The 15,079-nt window shown below is 69.7% G+C and carries 10 protein-coding genes; 7 read left to right on the forward strand and 3 right to left on the reverse strand.

Annotated features, from left to right (window positions below; translation table 11 throughout):
- Positions 1-18: 18 nt before the first annotated feature.
- The gene (locus P5F91_RS00370) at positions 19-990 is read right to left on the reverse strand and encodes a phosphoribosylaminoimidazolesuccinocarboxamide synthase (protein WP_277906089.1); all 972 of its coding nucleotides are present in this window, start codon (positions 988-990) and stop codon (positions 19-21) included.
- A 257-nt stretch (positions 991-1,247) separates the two neighbouring features.
- Between P5F91_RS00370 and P5F91_RS00375 the strand changes: the two genes are divergently transcribed.
- The 3 genes from P5F91_RS00375 to P5F91_RS00385 all read left to right on the forward strand — a co-directional run bounded on the left by P5F91_RS00375 (position 1,248) and on the right by P5F91_RS00385 (position 8,286).
- Positions 1,248-4,160 carry a hybrid sensor histidine kinase/response regulator gene (locus P5F91_RS00375; RefSeq protein WP_277906090.1) on the forward strand — a complete coding sequence of 971 codons (2,913 nt, stop codon included), beginning with the start codon at positions 1,248-1,250 and terminating at the stop codon, positions 4,158-4,160.
- 316 nt (positions 4,161-4,476) lie between these two features.
- The gene (locus P5F91_RS00380; protein WP_277906091.1) at positions 4,477-6,651 is read left to right on the forward strand and encodes a TonB-dependent receptor; all 2,175 of its coding nucleotides are present in this window, start codon (positions 4,477-4,479) and stop codon (positions 6,649-6,651) included.
- Positions 6,652-6,903: 252 nt separating this feature from the next.
- Positions 6,904-8,286: an L-serine ammonia-lyase gene (locus P5F91_RS00385; protein ID WP_277906092.1), complete on the forward strand. Its 1,383-nt coding sequence runs from the start codon at positions 6,904-6,906 to the stop codon at positions 8,284-8,286.
- A 49-nt stretch (positions 8,287-8,335) separates the two neighbouring features.
- Here P5F91_RS00385 and P5F91_RS00390 read toward each other — a convergent pair whose 3' ends face one another.
- Positions 8,336-9,355, reverse strand: coding sequence for a bile acid:sodium symporter family protein (locus P5F91_RS00390; RefSeq protein ID WP_145612850.1), 1,020 nt, complete (start codon positions 9,353-9,355; stop codon positions 8,336-8,338).
- A gap of 205 nt (positions 9,356-9,560) precedes the next feature.
- Between P5F91_RS00390 and P5F91_RS00395 the strand changes: the two genes are divergently transcribed.
- Positions 9,561-10,412, forward strand: coding sequence for a LysR substrate-binding domain-containing protein (locus tag P5F91_RS00395; protein ID WP_186454920.1), 852 nt, complete (start codon positions 9,561-9,563; stop codon positions 10,410-10,412).
- Here the strand turns inward: P5F91_RS00395 and P5F91_RS00400 are convergent, their stop codons facing one another.
- Positions 10,413-12,143, reverse strand: coding sequence for a saccharopine dehydrogenase family protein (locus P5F91_RS00400; protein ID WP_277906093.1), 1,731 nt, complete (start codon positions 12,141-12,143; stop codon positions 10,413-10,415).
- 347 nt (positions 12,144-12,490) lie between these two features.
- On the opposite strand from P5F91_RS00400, the gene P5F91_RS00405 reads away from it, so the two are divergent.
- The 3 genes from P5F91_RS00405 to P5F91_RS00415 all read left to right on the forward strand — a co-directional run bounded on the left by P5F91_RS00405 (position 12,491) and on the right by P5F91_RS00415 (position 15,067).
- Positions 12,491-13,561 (forward strand): dipeptidase, encoded by a 1,071-nt coding sequence (locus tag P5F91_RS00405; protein WP_277906094.1) that lies wholly within the window; start codon positions 12,491-12,493, stop codon positions 13,559-13,561.
- A 167-nt stretch (positions 13,562-13,728) separates the two neighbouring features.
- A complete protein-coding gene (locus P5F91_RS00410) occupies positions 13,729-14,310 on the forward strand; it encodes a TetR/AcrR family transcriptional regulator (RefSeq protein ID WP_277906096.1) in 582 nt (193 codons plus the stop codon).
- 49 nt (positions 14,311-14,359) lie between these two features.
- Positions 14,360-15,067, forward strand: coding sequence for a glutathione binding-like protein (locus tag P5F91_RS00415; protein WP_277906097.1), 708 nt, complete (start codon positions 14,360-14,362; stop codon positions 15,065-15,067).
- The last annotated feature ends 12 nt before the right edge of the window (positions 15,068-15,079 follow it).

The following is a 15,079-nucleotide window of genomic DNA, read 5'->3' on the forward strand; positions in this document are numbered from 1 at the left end:
GATGGCAGCGGTTCCGGCTTAGAAGTATCGGGAAAGGTTGCGGCGAATGCGGGCCAACACGCCGTCCGGATCGCGGGCGGGCACATAGGTCTCGCCCGTGATCATCTCATAGGCCTGGATGTAGATGGCCGCCGCCTGCAGCACCACGTCGCCCGGGATCTCCGGCACGTCGTCGGTGTAGGGGTCGCAGCGCGCCACCACCCAGCTGCGCACGAAGTCCTTATCGAAGCTCTCCGGCCGCTCCCCCGCCTCGAATTTGGTGGGGTAGGTTTCGGCGAACCAGTAGCGGCTGCTGTCCGGCGTGTGGATCTCGTCGGCCAGGATGATGTTGCCGTCCTGGTCCAGGCCGAACTCATACTTCGTGTCCACCAGGATCAGGCCGCGCTTGGCCGCCAGCTCGCGACCGCGGGCGAACAGGGCCAGCGCCTTGGCCGACAGCTCTTCCCACTGGGCGGCGGTCAGCAGCTTGCGCTCCACGATCTCCGCCGGGGTCAGCGGCTCGTCATGGCCGCCGTCGAAGGCCTTGCTGGTGGGGGTGATGATGGTTTCGGGCAGCTTCTGGTTGGGCGCCAAGCCGTCCGGCAGGGTCACGCCGTACATCGTGCGCTCCCCCTTTTTGTACATGGACAGGATGGAGGTGCTGGTGGTGCCGGCCAGATAGTCGCGCACCACCACCTCGACCGGCAGGATGTCCAGGCGCTTGGCCACCACCACGTTGGGATCGGGATAGTCGATCACATGGTTGGGGCACAGGTCGCGGGTGGCCTCGAACCAATAGCGCGCCGTCTGGGTCAGCACGGCGCCCTTGTGCGGCACCGCCGTCAGGATGCGGTCGAAGGCGCTGAGCCGGTCGGACGCGATGATGATGCGCCGGCCGTCCGCCAGGTCGTAGTTGTCGCGCACCTTCCCCCGGTAGTGCTTGGGCAGTTCCGGGATGGTCGCGTCATCGAGGACGTTGGCGGGGGCGAGATCGGAAGGGGTGAGGTCCACCGGGCACCTGACGGGTTGCGGCGCGCCCCTGTCGGCCTGGATGCCGGGGCGCGGGGTTGGAATCGCGCGCGATCCTAGTGCGGCCGCGCCCGTTTGACCACTGCGCGGACGGCGGGGGCGCATCCCGCCGCAGGGTCATCTCGGGCGGTGCCGCCCGCCGCGCGGCGCGCCCGTGCCCTCTCCTCCGGTATCTATATATCGTGATCGCGCGCCGGGTTATTGTGGCGGCCTCGGGCCCGAACCTCAGCGCCGGTTGGATGTCGCTACGCCTACGCCTCGCCTTGACCTTTGGTGTGCTGGTCGCCATGGCCACGCTGGCGGCGGCCATGGTCATTGGCGACTTGGCGGCAGACCGGGTACGCACCGATATCGCCCGCCAGATGGCCGATATCGCCTTCCAGACGGGCGACAAGCTGGACCGAGGCATGTTCGAGCGCTGGCGCGACGTGCAGGTTGCCGCCTCCCTCAACAGCGTCTTCAAGGTCGGTGCGGATGAGGCGCGGCAGCGCCGCTGGCTGGACCGGCTGAAGCAAACCTTCCCCTCTTACGCCTGGATCGGCTTCGCCGACCCCGGCGGGCGGGTCATGGTGTCCGCCGACCGCGTGCTGGAGGGGGTGGACGTGTCCCAGCGCCCCTGGTTCGCCGCCGCGCGCGACCAGGGTTCCTATGCCGGCGACGTGCACGAGGCCAAGCTGCTGCAAAAGGTGCTGGCGGCGCCAGGGGCCGACCCCCTGCGCTTCGTCGATGTCGCCGCTGCCGTGCATGATGAGACGGGCGCGGTGCAGGGTGTGCTGGGTGCCCATCTCAGCTGGTCCTGGGCGGTGGAGGTGACGCGGTCCGTCCTGGGCGCCACGGCGGAGCGGTCCGGCGTACAGGTGCTGGTGCTGTCCCAGGGCGGCACCGTGCTGCTGGGGCCGGAGCCCTTCCTGGGCCGGGAACTGACGGTGGCCCGGGGGCCCGGCGGCCAGCCCACCGTCACCTGGCCGGACGGCAAGCCGGGCGATTTCCTCGTCGGTGTCAGCCAAAGCAAGGGCTATCGCGACTATCCGGGCCTGGGCTGGTGGATCGTGGCGCGCCAGCCTGCCGCGGTGGCCCTGGCCCCGGTGCGGGAGTTGCGGCGCCTGGTCGCCTATGCCGGCAGCGGCATCACCTTGCTGGCGCTGCTGCTGGGCTGGTTCGCCGCCGGGCAGCTGGCGGCCCCCATCGTGCGCCTGACCCGCGCCGCCGAACGCCTGCGCCTGCGGCCCATTCCCGAGACCGGGGACCAGGAGGATCCGCTCGCGACATTGCCTGCCGTGGCGGGCGATCGTGAGATCGTGTCCCTGGCCGACAGCCTGCGCACCGCCTTCGCCACCGTGCGGGCGCAGGCCGGTGAACTGGCCCAGGCCAACGCCACCCTGGAAAAACGGGTGGAAGACCGCACGGCGGCGCTGGCCGCCGCCAACCTCCGCCTGATGGACGACCAGATTCGCCTGGAAGGCCAGGCGGCGTCGCTGGCAGCCTTGGCGGAGGAACGGGACCGTGCCCGTGCCGTGGCCCAGGCCGCCAACCAGGCCAAGTCCAATTTCCTGGCGGCCATGAGCCACGAGGTGCGCACGCCCTTGAACGGCATCCTGGGCATCGCCCAGCTGCTGCTGGCCGGCCCCTTGCCGCCCGAGGTGAGGCCCCAGGTGCGCACCCTGCAACAGAGCGGCCAATCCCTGCTGACCATCGTCAACGACATCCTGGACGTTTCCAAGATCGAGGCGGGCAAGCTGGAGTTGGAGGAATTGGCCTTCAATCTGGAGGATCTGGTGGACGGGGTGCGCCGCCTGATGCTGCCCAGTGCCCAGCAGAAGGGCTTGACGCTGACGGTGGCGCTGGACCCGGCCCTGCGGCCCGCCTATCGCGGCGACCCGGCCCGTTTGCGCCAGATCCTGCTGAACCTGGTCAGCAACGCCCTGCGCTTCACCGATAGCGGCGGCGTCACCATCACCGTGGCGCCGGCGGCGGGTGAGGAGGCAGGCTTGCTGTGCTTCTCCGTCACCGACACCGGCGTGGGGCTATCGCCCGCCCAGGCCGGCCGCCTGTTCGAACGCTATGTCCAGGCGGATGAGACCATCTCGCGCCGTTATGGCGGTACCGGCCTGGGCCTCGCCATCTGCCGCGACCTGGTGGAGCTGATGGGCGGGCACATCGGCGTCGATAGTCATGAAGGGGCGGGCAGCCGTTTCTGGTTCACCATCCCCCTAGTGCCGGCCAGCGCCGAGGAGGCCGCCCGGCTGGCGCTGGACGCGGCCGCGGTGCTGGACCTGGCCCCTGACGCCCCCACCTTCGGCGATGGCTCTGTCCCTGGGGGCATACACGGGGACAGGCGCGCCGCCGGCCGCATCCTGCTGGTGGAGGACAACGCGGTGAACCAGCAGGTGGCCCTGCTGCTGTTGCGCCGCGCCGGCTACAGCGTGCGTCTGGCCCATAATGGCCAAGAGGCGCTGGACATCCTGGCCGAAGAGGGCGACGCCGGCGGCCCCATCGACCTAGTGCTGATGGACATGCAGATGCCGGTGATGAACGGGCTGGAGGCGACGCGCCGCCTGCGCGCGGCGGAGGCCGGCACCGGCCGGCGGGTGCCGGTCATCGCCCTTACCGCGCACAGCCTGTCCGACCGGGCCGACGACCATCTGGCCGCCGGTATGGACGACCATCTGGTGAAGCCCTTCGACCACGGCCAGTTGCTGGAGCGCGTGGCCTTCTGGCTGGGCCGCGACAGGACGCCCCCGGTCGAGGCGCCCGTGGTCCCGCCGCCCGCGCCTGCCGTGACGGCTCCCCAGCCGGACGCGTCCATCTTCGACCCCACCGTGCTGGGCCGTCTCTCGGCCCTGGTGCCGGTGCCGCAGTTCCGCGTCCTGGTGCAGGAGATGGTGACCAACGGCTTGGCGCGGGTGGACCGCATCGGCACCCAGGCCGCCGCCGGCGATGTGGGCGGCCTGAAGCGTGAGGCGCACGACCTGATCGCCACCGCCGGCAGCGCCGGGCTGGGCCGCCTGCAGGCCCTGGCCCGCACGCTGGACACCGCCTGTGCCGAGGGGGACGCGGACCGGGCCCGCCTGCTGGCCGGCACCATCGCCGCCGTGGGCGCCGGCGACTGGCGCCGGGTGTACGAGCTGGTCCCCGACGCCGTGGCGTCCTGAGGGACGGTGGGGCCGTGCCCGCCCCTGGCGCCACGCCGCAACCGGGCTGTCCGCCTGCGACCTTCTGTCTTTTGCTGCACCTGCGCTTTCCCGTTGACGCACCCGGGGAGGCGGGTTAGAACCGAACCACGTTATACTATAACATAACGAAAACTTGGCAGTTCGGGTCCTGTCTCCAGCCCACCCAGCCGCTCTCGCCGGCCGCGCCCGTCCCTGGGTGCGGCAACGGGGGCGGTTTGGCCTGGGTCCAAGGAGGCGGCATGAGGGGAACAGGGGCCGCCCGCGCTGGGGCGGCCTTCACGAAAGGTGGGAAGGTATGGCTTTCAAGGTGGGGCGCGCCGGCGTGATGGGCGCCATTCTGTTGGGATCGGTCAGCACGGTGGCCCTGGCGGCGGACAATCCAGCGGGTGACGCGGCGGCGGAACCGGCCGGCGGCAGCGGCCAGCTGGGCAACAGTTCCGCCAGCGGCCCGGTGCCGGAGATCGTCATCACCGCCAAGCGTCTGCTGGACGCGCGCAACAGCATCCAGCCCGACCTGGGCGCCTCCACTTACAAGCTGGACGAAAGTGCGCTGGAGGCGCAGCCCGGCGGCGTGAACAATGGCCTGAACCAGGTGATCCTGCAGGCGCCGGGCGTGGCGCAGGACAGCTTTGGCCAGTTGCACATCCGGGGTGAGCACGCCAACGTCCAGTACCGCATCAACGGCGTCATCCTGCCGGAAGGCATCAGCGGCTTCGGCCAGACGCTCAGCCCCCGCTTCGCCCACAGCGTCAGCCTGGTGACGGGTGCCCTGCCGGCGCAGTACGGCCTGCGCACCGCCGGCATCATCGACATCCAGACCAAATCCGGCGCCTTCGACAATGGCGGCGACATCAGCGTCTACGGCGGCAGCTACGACACGCTGCAGACCAGCTTCGACATCTCCGGTTCCTCGGGCAACCTGAACTACTTCGCCTCGGGCGATTTCAAGACCAGCGGCGTGGGCATCGAGAGCCCCGATGGCAGCGGCAAGCCCAACCACGACCGGACGGAAAACGGCCGCGGCTTTGTCTTTCTGCAGGACATCCTGGACCCCGACACCCAGGTCAGCCTTATGGCGGGGACGGAGCGCGGGCAGTTCCAAATCCCCACCCGCTCCGGCCAGTCGCCCAGCCTGGGCTATAATTTCAATGGCCAGACCGACTATCCCAGCGACAGGATCGACGAGGACCAGCGGGAAATCACCCACTACGCCGCCGCGACATACCTCAAGGCGCTGGACGCGGTGACCATCCAGTCGTCCGTCTACGGCCGCTATTCCAGCCTGTGGTTCAAGCCCGACCCGGTGCCCGACCTGCTGTACAACGGCATTTCGCAGGAAGCCTACCGCCGCTCCATCGCCGGCGGCTGGCAGACGGACGGCAGCTGGGTGGTCAACGACCAGCACACCTTGCGCGCCGGCCTGCTGCTGCAGGTCGAACGCTCCTCCGGCATCACCAATTCCCAGGTGTTTCCGGTGGACGACGCCGGCAACCAGATCGGCGGCAGCCCGACCACGGTGCGCGACACCTTCGGCAAGACCGGGTACAGCGAAAGCGTTTACCTGCAGGACGAATGGAAGTTCGCGCCGGATTGGACCCTGAACTTCGGCGGCCGCTTCGACAGCTTCCAGCAGTTCGACAGCGAAAGCCAGTTCAGCCCGCGCGTGAACCTGGTGTGGCAGGCGACGCCGGGCACGACGGTGCACGCCGGCTATTCCCGTTACTTCACCCCGCCGCCGTTCGAGCTGGTGTCCAACACGGCCGTCGCCAAGTACGCCGGCACCAGCGCCGCCGCCGCCAGCAGCATCAACGACGCGCCCAAGGCCGAACGCGCCAATTATTTCGACGTCGGCATCGAACAGAAGCTGACCGACGCCCTGACCGTGGGCCTGGACGGTTATTACAAGAAGTCCAAGAACATGCTGGATGAGGGCCAGTTCGGCGCGCCCATCATCCTGACGCCCTTCAACTATGACGAAGGCACGCAGAAGGGCATTGAGCTGTCGCTGACCTACGCGGTGGACAACTTCCAATCCTACGCCAACTTCGCGGTGTCGAAGGCGGAGGGCAAGAAGATCGTCTCCAGCCAGTTCAGTTTCAGCCAGGATGACCTGGACTACATCTCCAACCACTTCATCCCGGTGGACCACGACCAGCGCTTCACTGCCTCAGCCGGCGCCAGCTACCGCATCGACAGGACGCTGCTGACCACCGACCTGATCTACGGCTCGGGCCTGCGCTCCGACGGTGCCACGCCCAATGGCGCCGCCCTGCCGGGGTACGTCCAGGTCAACCTGGGCGTGGTCCAGACCCTGGACCTGCCGACCGTGGGCCTGATGGACGTGCGCTTCGACGTCATCAACCTGTTCGATGAGAAGTATGAGATCCGTGACGGAACGGGGGTCGGTGTGGGCGCCCCGCAATATGGCCCGCGCCGCGGCTTTTACTTCGGCGTGACCAAGACGTTCTGATCCGGGGCCCCTCGGCACCTCTGAACACCTTGGTCGGGCGGAAGACGACGGCCTGGCCCCTGATGGCGGGCCCGGGAAGCATGACCTTTCCGGGCCCGCTTCATTTTAAGCAATATCAAATAATATGATGTGGCGATGCCTGTGGCGGGCATCCCGCGAACCTTGTATCAAGGCGCCTGGCGGTTGAGCGCCCGTGGATGCCCGCGCAGGGTTGCCGGCGGGACGGGCCCGCGCGGGAATAGGGTTACGGGCATGAGCATCAGCGTCTTCGAACTGTTCAAGGTGGGCGTCGGCCCTTCCAGCTCCCACACCATGGGGCCCATGACGGCCGCCTGCCGCTTTGTCCGGCGCGTGGCCCAGGGTGGGCGCCTGGCCGCCGTGGCGCGGGTGGAGGTGCAGCTCTACGGTTCCTTGGCGCTGACCGGCCGGGGCCACGCCACCGACACCGCCGCCATCATCGGCCTGACCGGCCAGATGCCGGCGGATGCCGATCCCGACGCCTGCGCCGCCCTGGTCGCCCGCGTCCTGACCAGCCGGCGCCTGCCGCTGAATGGCGCGGACGGCCATGAGATCGACTTCGACGCCGACCGCGACATCCGCTGGGAAGGCGGCAGCCAGCTGCCCTTCCACCCCAACGCCATCACCTTCGTGGCCTTCGACGCGGCGGGCGCGGAGCTGACACGCGGCACCTACTACTCCGTCGGCGGCGGCTTCGTGCTGGATGAGGATGAGGCGCGGGCCAACGCCCCCGCCAACCCGGGCCCGGCCGTGCCCTATGATTTCGCCAACGCCGACCAGTTGCTGGACATGGCGGCCAAGGCCGGCCTGACCATCGCCGAACTGATGCGCGAGAATGAGCGCGCCGGCCGCACGGACGCGGAAATCGACCAGGGCCTGGACCGCATCCTGGGCACCATGGACGCCTGCATCGACCGGGGCATGCGCGAGACCGGCATCCTGCCCGGCGGGCTGGACGTGCCGCGCCGCGCGGCCAAGATCCACGCCCAGCTGCTGCAGCGGCAGGAACGCATGCTGCGCGACCCGCTGTCGGTCATGGACTGGGTGAACCTGTGGGCCCTGGCGGTGAATGAGGAGAACGCGGCCGGCGGCAAGGTCGTCACTTCCCCCACCAATGGGGCGGCCGGCATCATCCCGGCGGTCCTGCGCTATTACGAGCGCTTCCACGACCCCGACCGCCGCCGCCTGCACATCTTCCTGCTGACGGCCGCCGCCATCGGCGGCCTGTACAAGCGCAACGCCAGCATCTCAGCGGCCGAGGTCGGCTGCCAGGGCGAGGTGGGGGTGGCCTGCTCCATGGCCGCCGCCGGCCTGACCGCCGCCATGGGCGGCACCAACGCCCAGATCGAGAACGCGGCCGAGATCGGGATGGAGCACAACCTGGGCCTGACCTGCGACCCCATCAAGGGCCTGGTGCAGATCCCCTGCATCGAGCGCAACGCCATGGGCGCCATCAAGGCCATCGACGCCGCCCGTCTGGCCCTGATGGGCGACGGCACGCACAAGGTCAGCCTGGACCGGGTGATCGAGACCATGCGGCGCACCGGCGCCGACATGAAGGACCTGTACAAGGAAACGTCCCTGGGCGGCCTGGCGGTGAACCTGCCGGAGTGTTAGCTTTTCCCCTACCTCAGGCGCCGGCGGGGCATCTCTCGGGAAGGCTTGGTTATTCCGCCGCCACATACCCCGGCGGATGGCTGCCGGCATAGCGCCGGGCCAGCACGGCGCAGACCATCAGCTGGATCTGGTGGAACAGCATCAGGGGCAGGACGATCATGCCCACGGCGTGGCCGGCGAACAGCACGTTGGCCATGGGAATGCCGCTGACCAGGCTTTTCTTCGAGCCGCAGAACACCACGGCGATCTCATCGGCCCGCGACAGGTGCAGGCGGCGGCTGATGACGGTGGTCAGCACCAGGATCAGGGCCAGCAGGCCGCCATCCACCAGCACCACCTTCAGCAGGCTGGCCACGTCCAGCTGGTGCCAGATGCCCTCGTTCACCGCGTGGCTGAAGGCGCCATAGACCACCAGCAGGATGCTGGCGCGGTCCACCGGGCCCAGCACCTTCTTGTTGCGCGCCACCCAATCCCCGATGCGGGACCGCAGCAGCTGGCCCAACACGAAGGGCAGCAGCAGCTGCACGAAGACGGAGGTGAGCGCGTCGGCCGAAAAGCCGGCGCCCGCCTTGGCCAGCAGCAGGCCTACCAGCAGGGGCGTGACCACCATGCCCAGCAGGTTGCTGGCCGAGGCGCTGCAGATGGCCGCCGCCACATTGCCGCCGGCGATGGAGGTGAAGGCGATGGACGACTGCACCGTGGACGGCAGGGTGCAGAGGAACAGCACGCCCAGGTAGAGGTCGGGCGTCAGGATGTCCAGGTTCACCAGCGGCTTCAGCGCCAGCCCCACCAGGGGGAACAGGGCGAAGGTGCACAGCGTCACCAGCAGATGCAGCCGCCACTGCGTCAGTCCGCCGATCACCGCCTCACGCGACAGGCGGGCGCCATAGAGGAAGAACAGCAGGAAGACCGCCACGTCCGTGGCCCCGTTGGCCACGCCGATCATGCCGCCCTTGGCCGGCAGGAACGAGGCCAGCACCACCGTGCCCACCAGCAGCAGGGTGAAGGTGTCGGGCTTCAGGCGCGCCAGCCACAGCAAGACCGTGGAGGGCTTCCGGGAAGAAGGCATGGACGGGCCGGGAGCGGTTGTGGTGGGGGCGGTTGCGGCGGGGACGGACATGGGCTGACAACCTTGTACGGGCGAGGGGGCGGGGGCAAGGGGCGGAACAAGATGACGCACCATCATAAAGTGCTGGACGGTCCATCTTGAAGACTGCTTACAATTGTTATTGTGATCGTATTCGTGAATGGCCGTATCGTCGTCGGGGATGGGTATGCTGGACACCACGCTGTTGCGCACTTTCATGGAAGTGGCGCGCGCCCAAGGGTTTACCGAGGCCGGCCGCCGGCTGGGCCTGCGCCAGTCCACCGTCAGCCAGCAGATCGGCCGGCTGGAGGACGCGGTGGGCCGCCGCCTGTTCGTGCGCGACACCCACACCGTGCGCCTGACGGCGGATGGCGAGGCGCTGGTGGAATTCGCCCGCGGCATGCTGGAGCTGGAGGAGCGGGCGCGGCAGCACTTCGCCGGCGCCGACCTGCGTGGCCGGGTGCGGCTGGGCGCGGGGGAGGACTTCGTCATTTCCCACCTGTCCGATGTGCTGGCCGCTTTCGTGCGCCGCCACCCGGCGGTGGACCTGGAACTGACCGTGGGCCTCAGCGGCTTCCTCTACCAGAAGCTGGACGCGGGCGAGCTGGATTTGGTGCTGGCCAAGCGCCGCCCCGGCGACACGCTGGGCCGCCCGCTGTGGCGCGACCGCTTCGTCTGGGCGGGGCGGGAGGGGGAGGTGCTGGATCCCGCCAAGCCCGTGCCCCTGGTGCTATACACCCCGCCCAGCATCAGCCGCTCCGTGGCGTTGGAGAGCCTGGAGCGCCACGGCCGTCCCTGGCGCATCGCCTGCGTCAGCGGCAGCCTCAGCGGCCTGCGCGCCGCGGCCCTGGCCGGCCTGGGCGTCACCGTTCAGCCCCGCGCCATGCTGCCCAGCGGCATGGCGGAGGTGCCCCACCTGCCGCCCCTGGTGGATGTGGAATTCGTCCTGGCCGGCCCCGGCGCCACGGGGCGCGGCCCGGCGGCGGCCTTGGCCCAGGCCATCACCGACAGTGCGGTGAGGTTGCAGGGGGCGGCGTGATCAGCCGGGCCCCAGCCACCCCCGGTCCAGCCACCCCCGGTAATGCACGATCAGTCCCGCCAGCGGATGGCTGAGGCGGACGTCGAAGTGGAAGCGGTCGCCGCCCGGCGTGGGCGCCACCGTCTCGGTGGCGTCGCTGCGCGGTGCCAGCCACAGGGGCAGGGGCAGGCCGAACAGGGTCCAGCGGCGCAAGGCCAGGGTCACGCTGTCGGCGTCGGTCACCAGGGCCATGGCGAAGGCGGCGGGGCCGAAGCTCTCCACCACCAGATGCTCGTTGCGGCCCCGGCCCAGGCTTTGCCGGCTGGCGAAGCGGCGGCCGGCGAAGTCGCGCGCCCACAGCTCGCCGTCCCCTGCGGTGCGGCTCAGGGTGACGGTGACGGGCACGTCGGTGCCGCTGGGCGGAAAGCCCACCACCAGCGCGGCCAGGCGGGCCAGCGGGCTCCGCCCCCGGGTGACGGCGGCGCGGCCGCGCCAGGTGGCCGGTCCGTCGGCCGGCAGGGTATGAAGGGCGCGCCAGGCGGCGGGTTGCCGATCCCAGGCCTCGCGCCCCATCACCTGGGCGAACAGGGCCGCCTCCGGTCCGGAGGTATCGCGCACGCCGGTGTGGATCTCGCGGGGGGCGAACAGGGGCTGATAGTCCGCCAATTCCAGGTCGGTGACGGCGGCACGGGCGCCCGGGGGCGGGGGTGATCCCGCCAACCAACGGCGCACCAGGGCAGCGGCCGGCATGGCGGGAATGTAGGGACCGTCGTCCCCCTCCGCCACCATGTGCCAGGACCGGCTGGCGGGCTGGTCCTGGGCGTCGCGGCCCGTGACCTCGACGACCATGCCGCCGCGATGTTCCCCCCAGCGGAAGATACCGGCGCCCCAGTGGAACAGGGGCGCCAGAGGCAGCAGGCTGGGCAGTATCCTCAGCCGCACCAGCCAGGCCAGCGTGGTCATGACCCGGTGCACGCTTTCCGGCCGTGTGCCGGCCCCCACCCAGATGTCGCGCAAGCCCGGCCACAGGGGCGGCAGCACCCGCAGGTCCGGCACCTCCACCAGGGCGAAGCGGGTGTTGCGCAGGGGCAGGACGCCAGGCGGGGCGATGGTGCGGCGCCGCACCTCTGTCATGGCCTGGCCCTGGGTCCAGGCGCCGTCGCGCATCAGGGGCACGGGCCGTCCGGCATAGCTGGCGATGGCGCGCAGGACGTTGGCGCCCACCACGGCGTAGGGGGAGGGGGCGACCCCGGCCATGAGGCCCGTCACCGCCGTCCAGCCCTGGGTCAGATGGCGCGCCGCCGCCGCCGTCAGCACGGGGAAGCTGCTGACCCCCGACAGCACGGGAATGCCGCGCGCGCGGGCGGCCCCGTCAAAGGCCTGGATGCCCATGACGAAGTCGGCGCCGTCCGCCAGGTCCAAATAGGGCAGGCCCAGGTCCAGGCAGGCCTGCACTACGCGGTAGGGCGCGTCGCCGTAGACCTGGAAGGGGCCGGTGGCATCAATCACCAGGTCGGGCGCGGCGGCCGACAGTTGGGGCGTCAGGTCGCCGTCGCGGTCGAAGGCCAGGGCCGACAGCCGGGTGGCGCCGCGCGCCCGCCCCAGGGCCGCGCAAAAGGCGGCGGCCTTGCCCGCCGATCGGCCGGCGATGACCAGGGTCAGGCCCGGCTCATCCGCCAGCAGGGTGGCGATTCGGCCGCCGAAGGTGCCGTAGCCGCCGATGATCAGGACCCGCAGGGCCGGTTTGGACATTCGTGCACCTCCCTTCCGGTGGCCGCAGGCGGCATCCGTCATCAAGGCACAGTCTGGCGCCGATGACAAACGGTGGCCGGGCGGCGGAGTGGTGTGCTGTGAAAGGGGTCACGCCGTCCTTCCTTTTTCCCAGGCTTTGCGCAATCGTGAGGGTGGCGACCCGGCGGCAGGGCGGGCGCCCGGTGGGAAATGGGGACCGGATGATGATGATGGATCGCCGCGCCGTGCTGGCGGGGGCAATGGCGAGCTTGGGCGGCGGGCTGGCCGCCGGCCCGGTACGGGCGCGCAGTCGCGCCCCCGACGCCTCTGCCGGAACCCTTGCCGGTAAGCCTGTCGCGGAGACCCCCATGCGTGCGCCTGTCATCAATTTCCTGGGCGGCTTCTCCAACCCCAACATCGCGGTGGATGCCGCGCTGGACCCGCAGTCGGCGGCGGCCCGGCTGCCGGACACGCCGCAGGCCAAGGTGGACGCCCGCGCCCTGGCCGATGTGCGCCAGTCCGGCCTGACGGCGGTGAACCTGACGCTGGGCTACGTCTCCGGCCCTATGGACCCGTTCGAGTTCACGGTGCGCGACATCGGCCGCTGGGACGGGCTTATCCGCCAGCATCCCGGCGCGCTGCGCAAGGTGTACACCGCTGCCGACATCGTCGCGGCGCAGGCCCAGGGCCAGCTAGGCGTCATCTACGGTTTTCAGAACGCGGTGCAGCTGGGCAATGACCTCGACCGGGTGGATCTGTTCGCCGATCTTGGCGTGCGCATCATCCAGCTGACCTACAACCCCGCCAACCCGCTGGGCGCCGGTTCCATGGCACCCAACACCGGCCTGACCGATTTCGGCCGCCAGGCGGTGGAGCGGTTGCAGGCCGCCCGGGTCATGGTCGATCTGTCGCACAGTGGCGAGAAGACCTGCCTGGACGCCCTGGCCGTGGCCAAGGGCCCCATCACCATCAGCCACACCGGCTGCCGCGCCGTGTGCGACCTGCCGCGCAACAAGACGGATGCGGAGCTGCGCGGCGTGGCCCAGGGCGGCGGCGTGGTCGGCATCTACTTCATGCCCTTCCTGACGCCGGACGGCCACGCCAAGGCCGAGGACGTGGTGCGCCATATCGAACACGCCTTGGACGTCTGTGGCGAGGACCACGTGGCCATCGGCACCGACGGCGACGTCACCGGCATCGACGACCTGGACCGCTACCGCGCCGTGCTGCGCGAGGAGATCCGGCAGCGCCGCGCCGCCGGCATCAGCGCCACGGGCGAGTCCGAGGACACCTATCCCTTCGTGGCCGACATGCGCGGCCCCGGCCAGTTCACCCACCTGGCCGACCTGCTGGCCAAGCGCGGGCACAAGCGCGCCCGCATTGACAAGATCCTGGGCGCCAACGTCCTGCGTTTCGCGCGGGACATTTGGGGAGCGTGAGGGCACTAACTCATTGGCGCCGCCGCCATCCATCCCACGGCATACTGATTTCCGCACAACGGGGCTTGTGTTCTGTATCGAGTGCTCTAATTTAACTGGAGCGAGCGATACAGAACCGCCCCGCATGGGCGTTGGGCGGTTCTTTCCGGATTCGGGGAGAGACCGCCATGGCGCGGCCGCGTGAGTTTGATGAGGTGACGGCGCTGCAGGCCGCCGTCGACGGGTTCTGGTCCCAGGGCTATGGCGCGGCCAGCACCCGGGATCTGGCGGCGCGCATGGGGCTGACCACGGCCAGCTTTTACAACGCCTTCGGCGACAAGCGCGGCCTGTTCATGAAGGCGCTGGACCAGTATCTGAGCGGGACGCTGAGCCAGCGCATCGCCCGGCTGGACCAGTTGCCGCCACGCCAGGCGGTGGCCGGCTACCTGGCCGATGTCGTTGAACGCTCCTTGGGCGATCCGCAGCGGCGGGGCTGCATGCTGATCAACGCCGCGCTGGACGTCACGGCCCAAGACCCGGACATCCGCGAGGAGGTGGCCGGCGGCCTGGGTGAAATCCGCGCCTTTTTCCTGCGCCACCTGCGTGCGGGCCAGGCCGACGGCACCATATCGCCCGCCCAGCCGGCGGAAGACTTGTCCCACCTGTTCCTGAGCGTGGTGGTGGCCATGCGCGTCATGGCGCGCCTGCACGCCGACCGTGACCAGCTGGAGGGCATGGCCCGCCCGGCCTTGGCCCTGCTGGACCCCTGAGAGTGGCCCCCCGAGAACCCCAACATTCGCCCGTCCCGCGAGGTATCCGATGATCGAGCTTTACTACTGGCCCACCCCCAATGGCCACAAGATCACCCTGTTCCTGGAAGAGGCGGGGCTGGACTACACCATCCACCCGGTGGACATCAGCGCCGGTGACCAGTTCAAACCGGACTTCCTGGCGTTCTCCCCCAACAACCGCATGCCAGCCATCATCGATACCGCGCCGGCTGACGGCGGCGAGGCCATCACCGTGTTCGAAAGCGGCGCCATCCTGCTGTACCTGGCGGACAAGACCGGCCGCTTCATCCCCGCCGACGTGCGCGGCCGCAAGACCGTGACGGAATGGCTGTTCTGGCAGATGGGCGGCCTGGGGCCCATGGCCGGGCAGAACCACCACTTCGTGCAGTACGCGCCGGAACGCATCCCTTATGCCATGACCCGCTATGTCAATGAGACCAACCGCCTGTACGGCGTGCTGAACCGCCGCCTGGCGGGGCGGACCTTCGTGGCGGGCGACGACTATTCCATCGCCGACATGGCGATCTATCCCTGGATCGTCCCGTGGCAGCGCCAGCAGCAGAACCTGGACGACTTCCCCGACCTGAAGCGCTGGTTCGAGGCCGTGGCCGCCCGCCCCGCCACCATCCGCGCCTATGCCAAGGGCGAGCCCCTGCGCAACCGCCCCACGGTGACGGAGGAGGGGAAGAAGATCCTGTTCGGCCAGACGGCCAATAACTCACCCACCATCAAATAAGGCTTGGCCGTT

This window comes from Nitrospirillum amazonense (assembly GCF_029594735.1).
GTDB lineage: Bacteria > Pseudomonadota > Alphaproteobacteria > Azospirillales > Azospirillaceae > Nitrospirillum > Nitrospirillum amazonense.

Bases quoted from the DNA above. Each gene is read 5' to 3' on its own strand.
- P5F91_RS00375 (WP_277906090.1), top strand. From the start codon at position 1,248: ATGTCGCTACGCCTACGCCTCGCCTTGACCTTTGGTGTGCTGGTCGCC.
- P5F91_RS00380 (WP_277906091.1), top strand. From the start codon at position 4,477: ATGGCTTTCAAGGTGGGGCGCGCCGGCGTGATGGGCGCCATTCTGTTG.
- P5F91_RS00385 (WP_277906092.1), top strand. From the start codon at position 6,904: ATGAGCATCAGCGTCTTCGAACTGTTCAAGGTGGGCGTCGGCCCTTCC.
- P5F91_RS00390 (WP_145612850.1), bottom strand. From the start codon at position 9,355: ATGCCTTCTTCCCGGAAGCCCTCCACGGTCTTGCTGTGGCTGGCGCGC.
- P5F91_RS00395 (WP_186454920.1), top strand. From the start codon at position 9,561: ATGCTGGACACCACGCTGTTGCGCACTTTCATGGAAGTGGCGCGCGCC.
- P5F91_RS00400 (WP_277906093.1), bottom strand. From the start codon at position 12,143: ATGTCCAAACCGGCCCTGCGGGTCCTGATCATCGGCGGCTACGGCACC.
- P5F91_RS00405 (WP_277906094.1), top strand. From the start codon at position 12,491: ATGCGTGCGCCTGTCATCAATTTCCTGGGCGGCTTCTCCAACCCCAAC.
- P5F91_RS00410 (WP_277906096.1), top strand. From the start codon at position 13,729: ATGGCGCGGCCGCGTGAGTTTGATGAGGTGACGGCGCTGCAGGCCGCC.
- P5F91_RS00415 (WP_277906097.1), top strand. From the start codon at position 14,360: ATGATCGAGCTTTACTACTGGCCCACCCCCAATGGCCACAAGATCACC.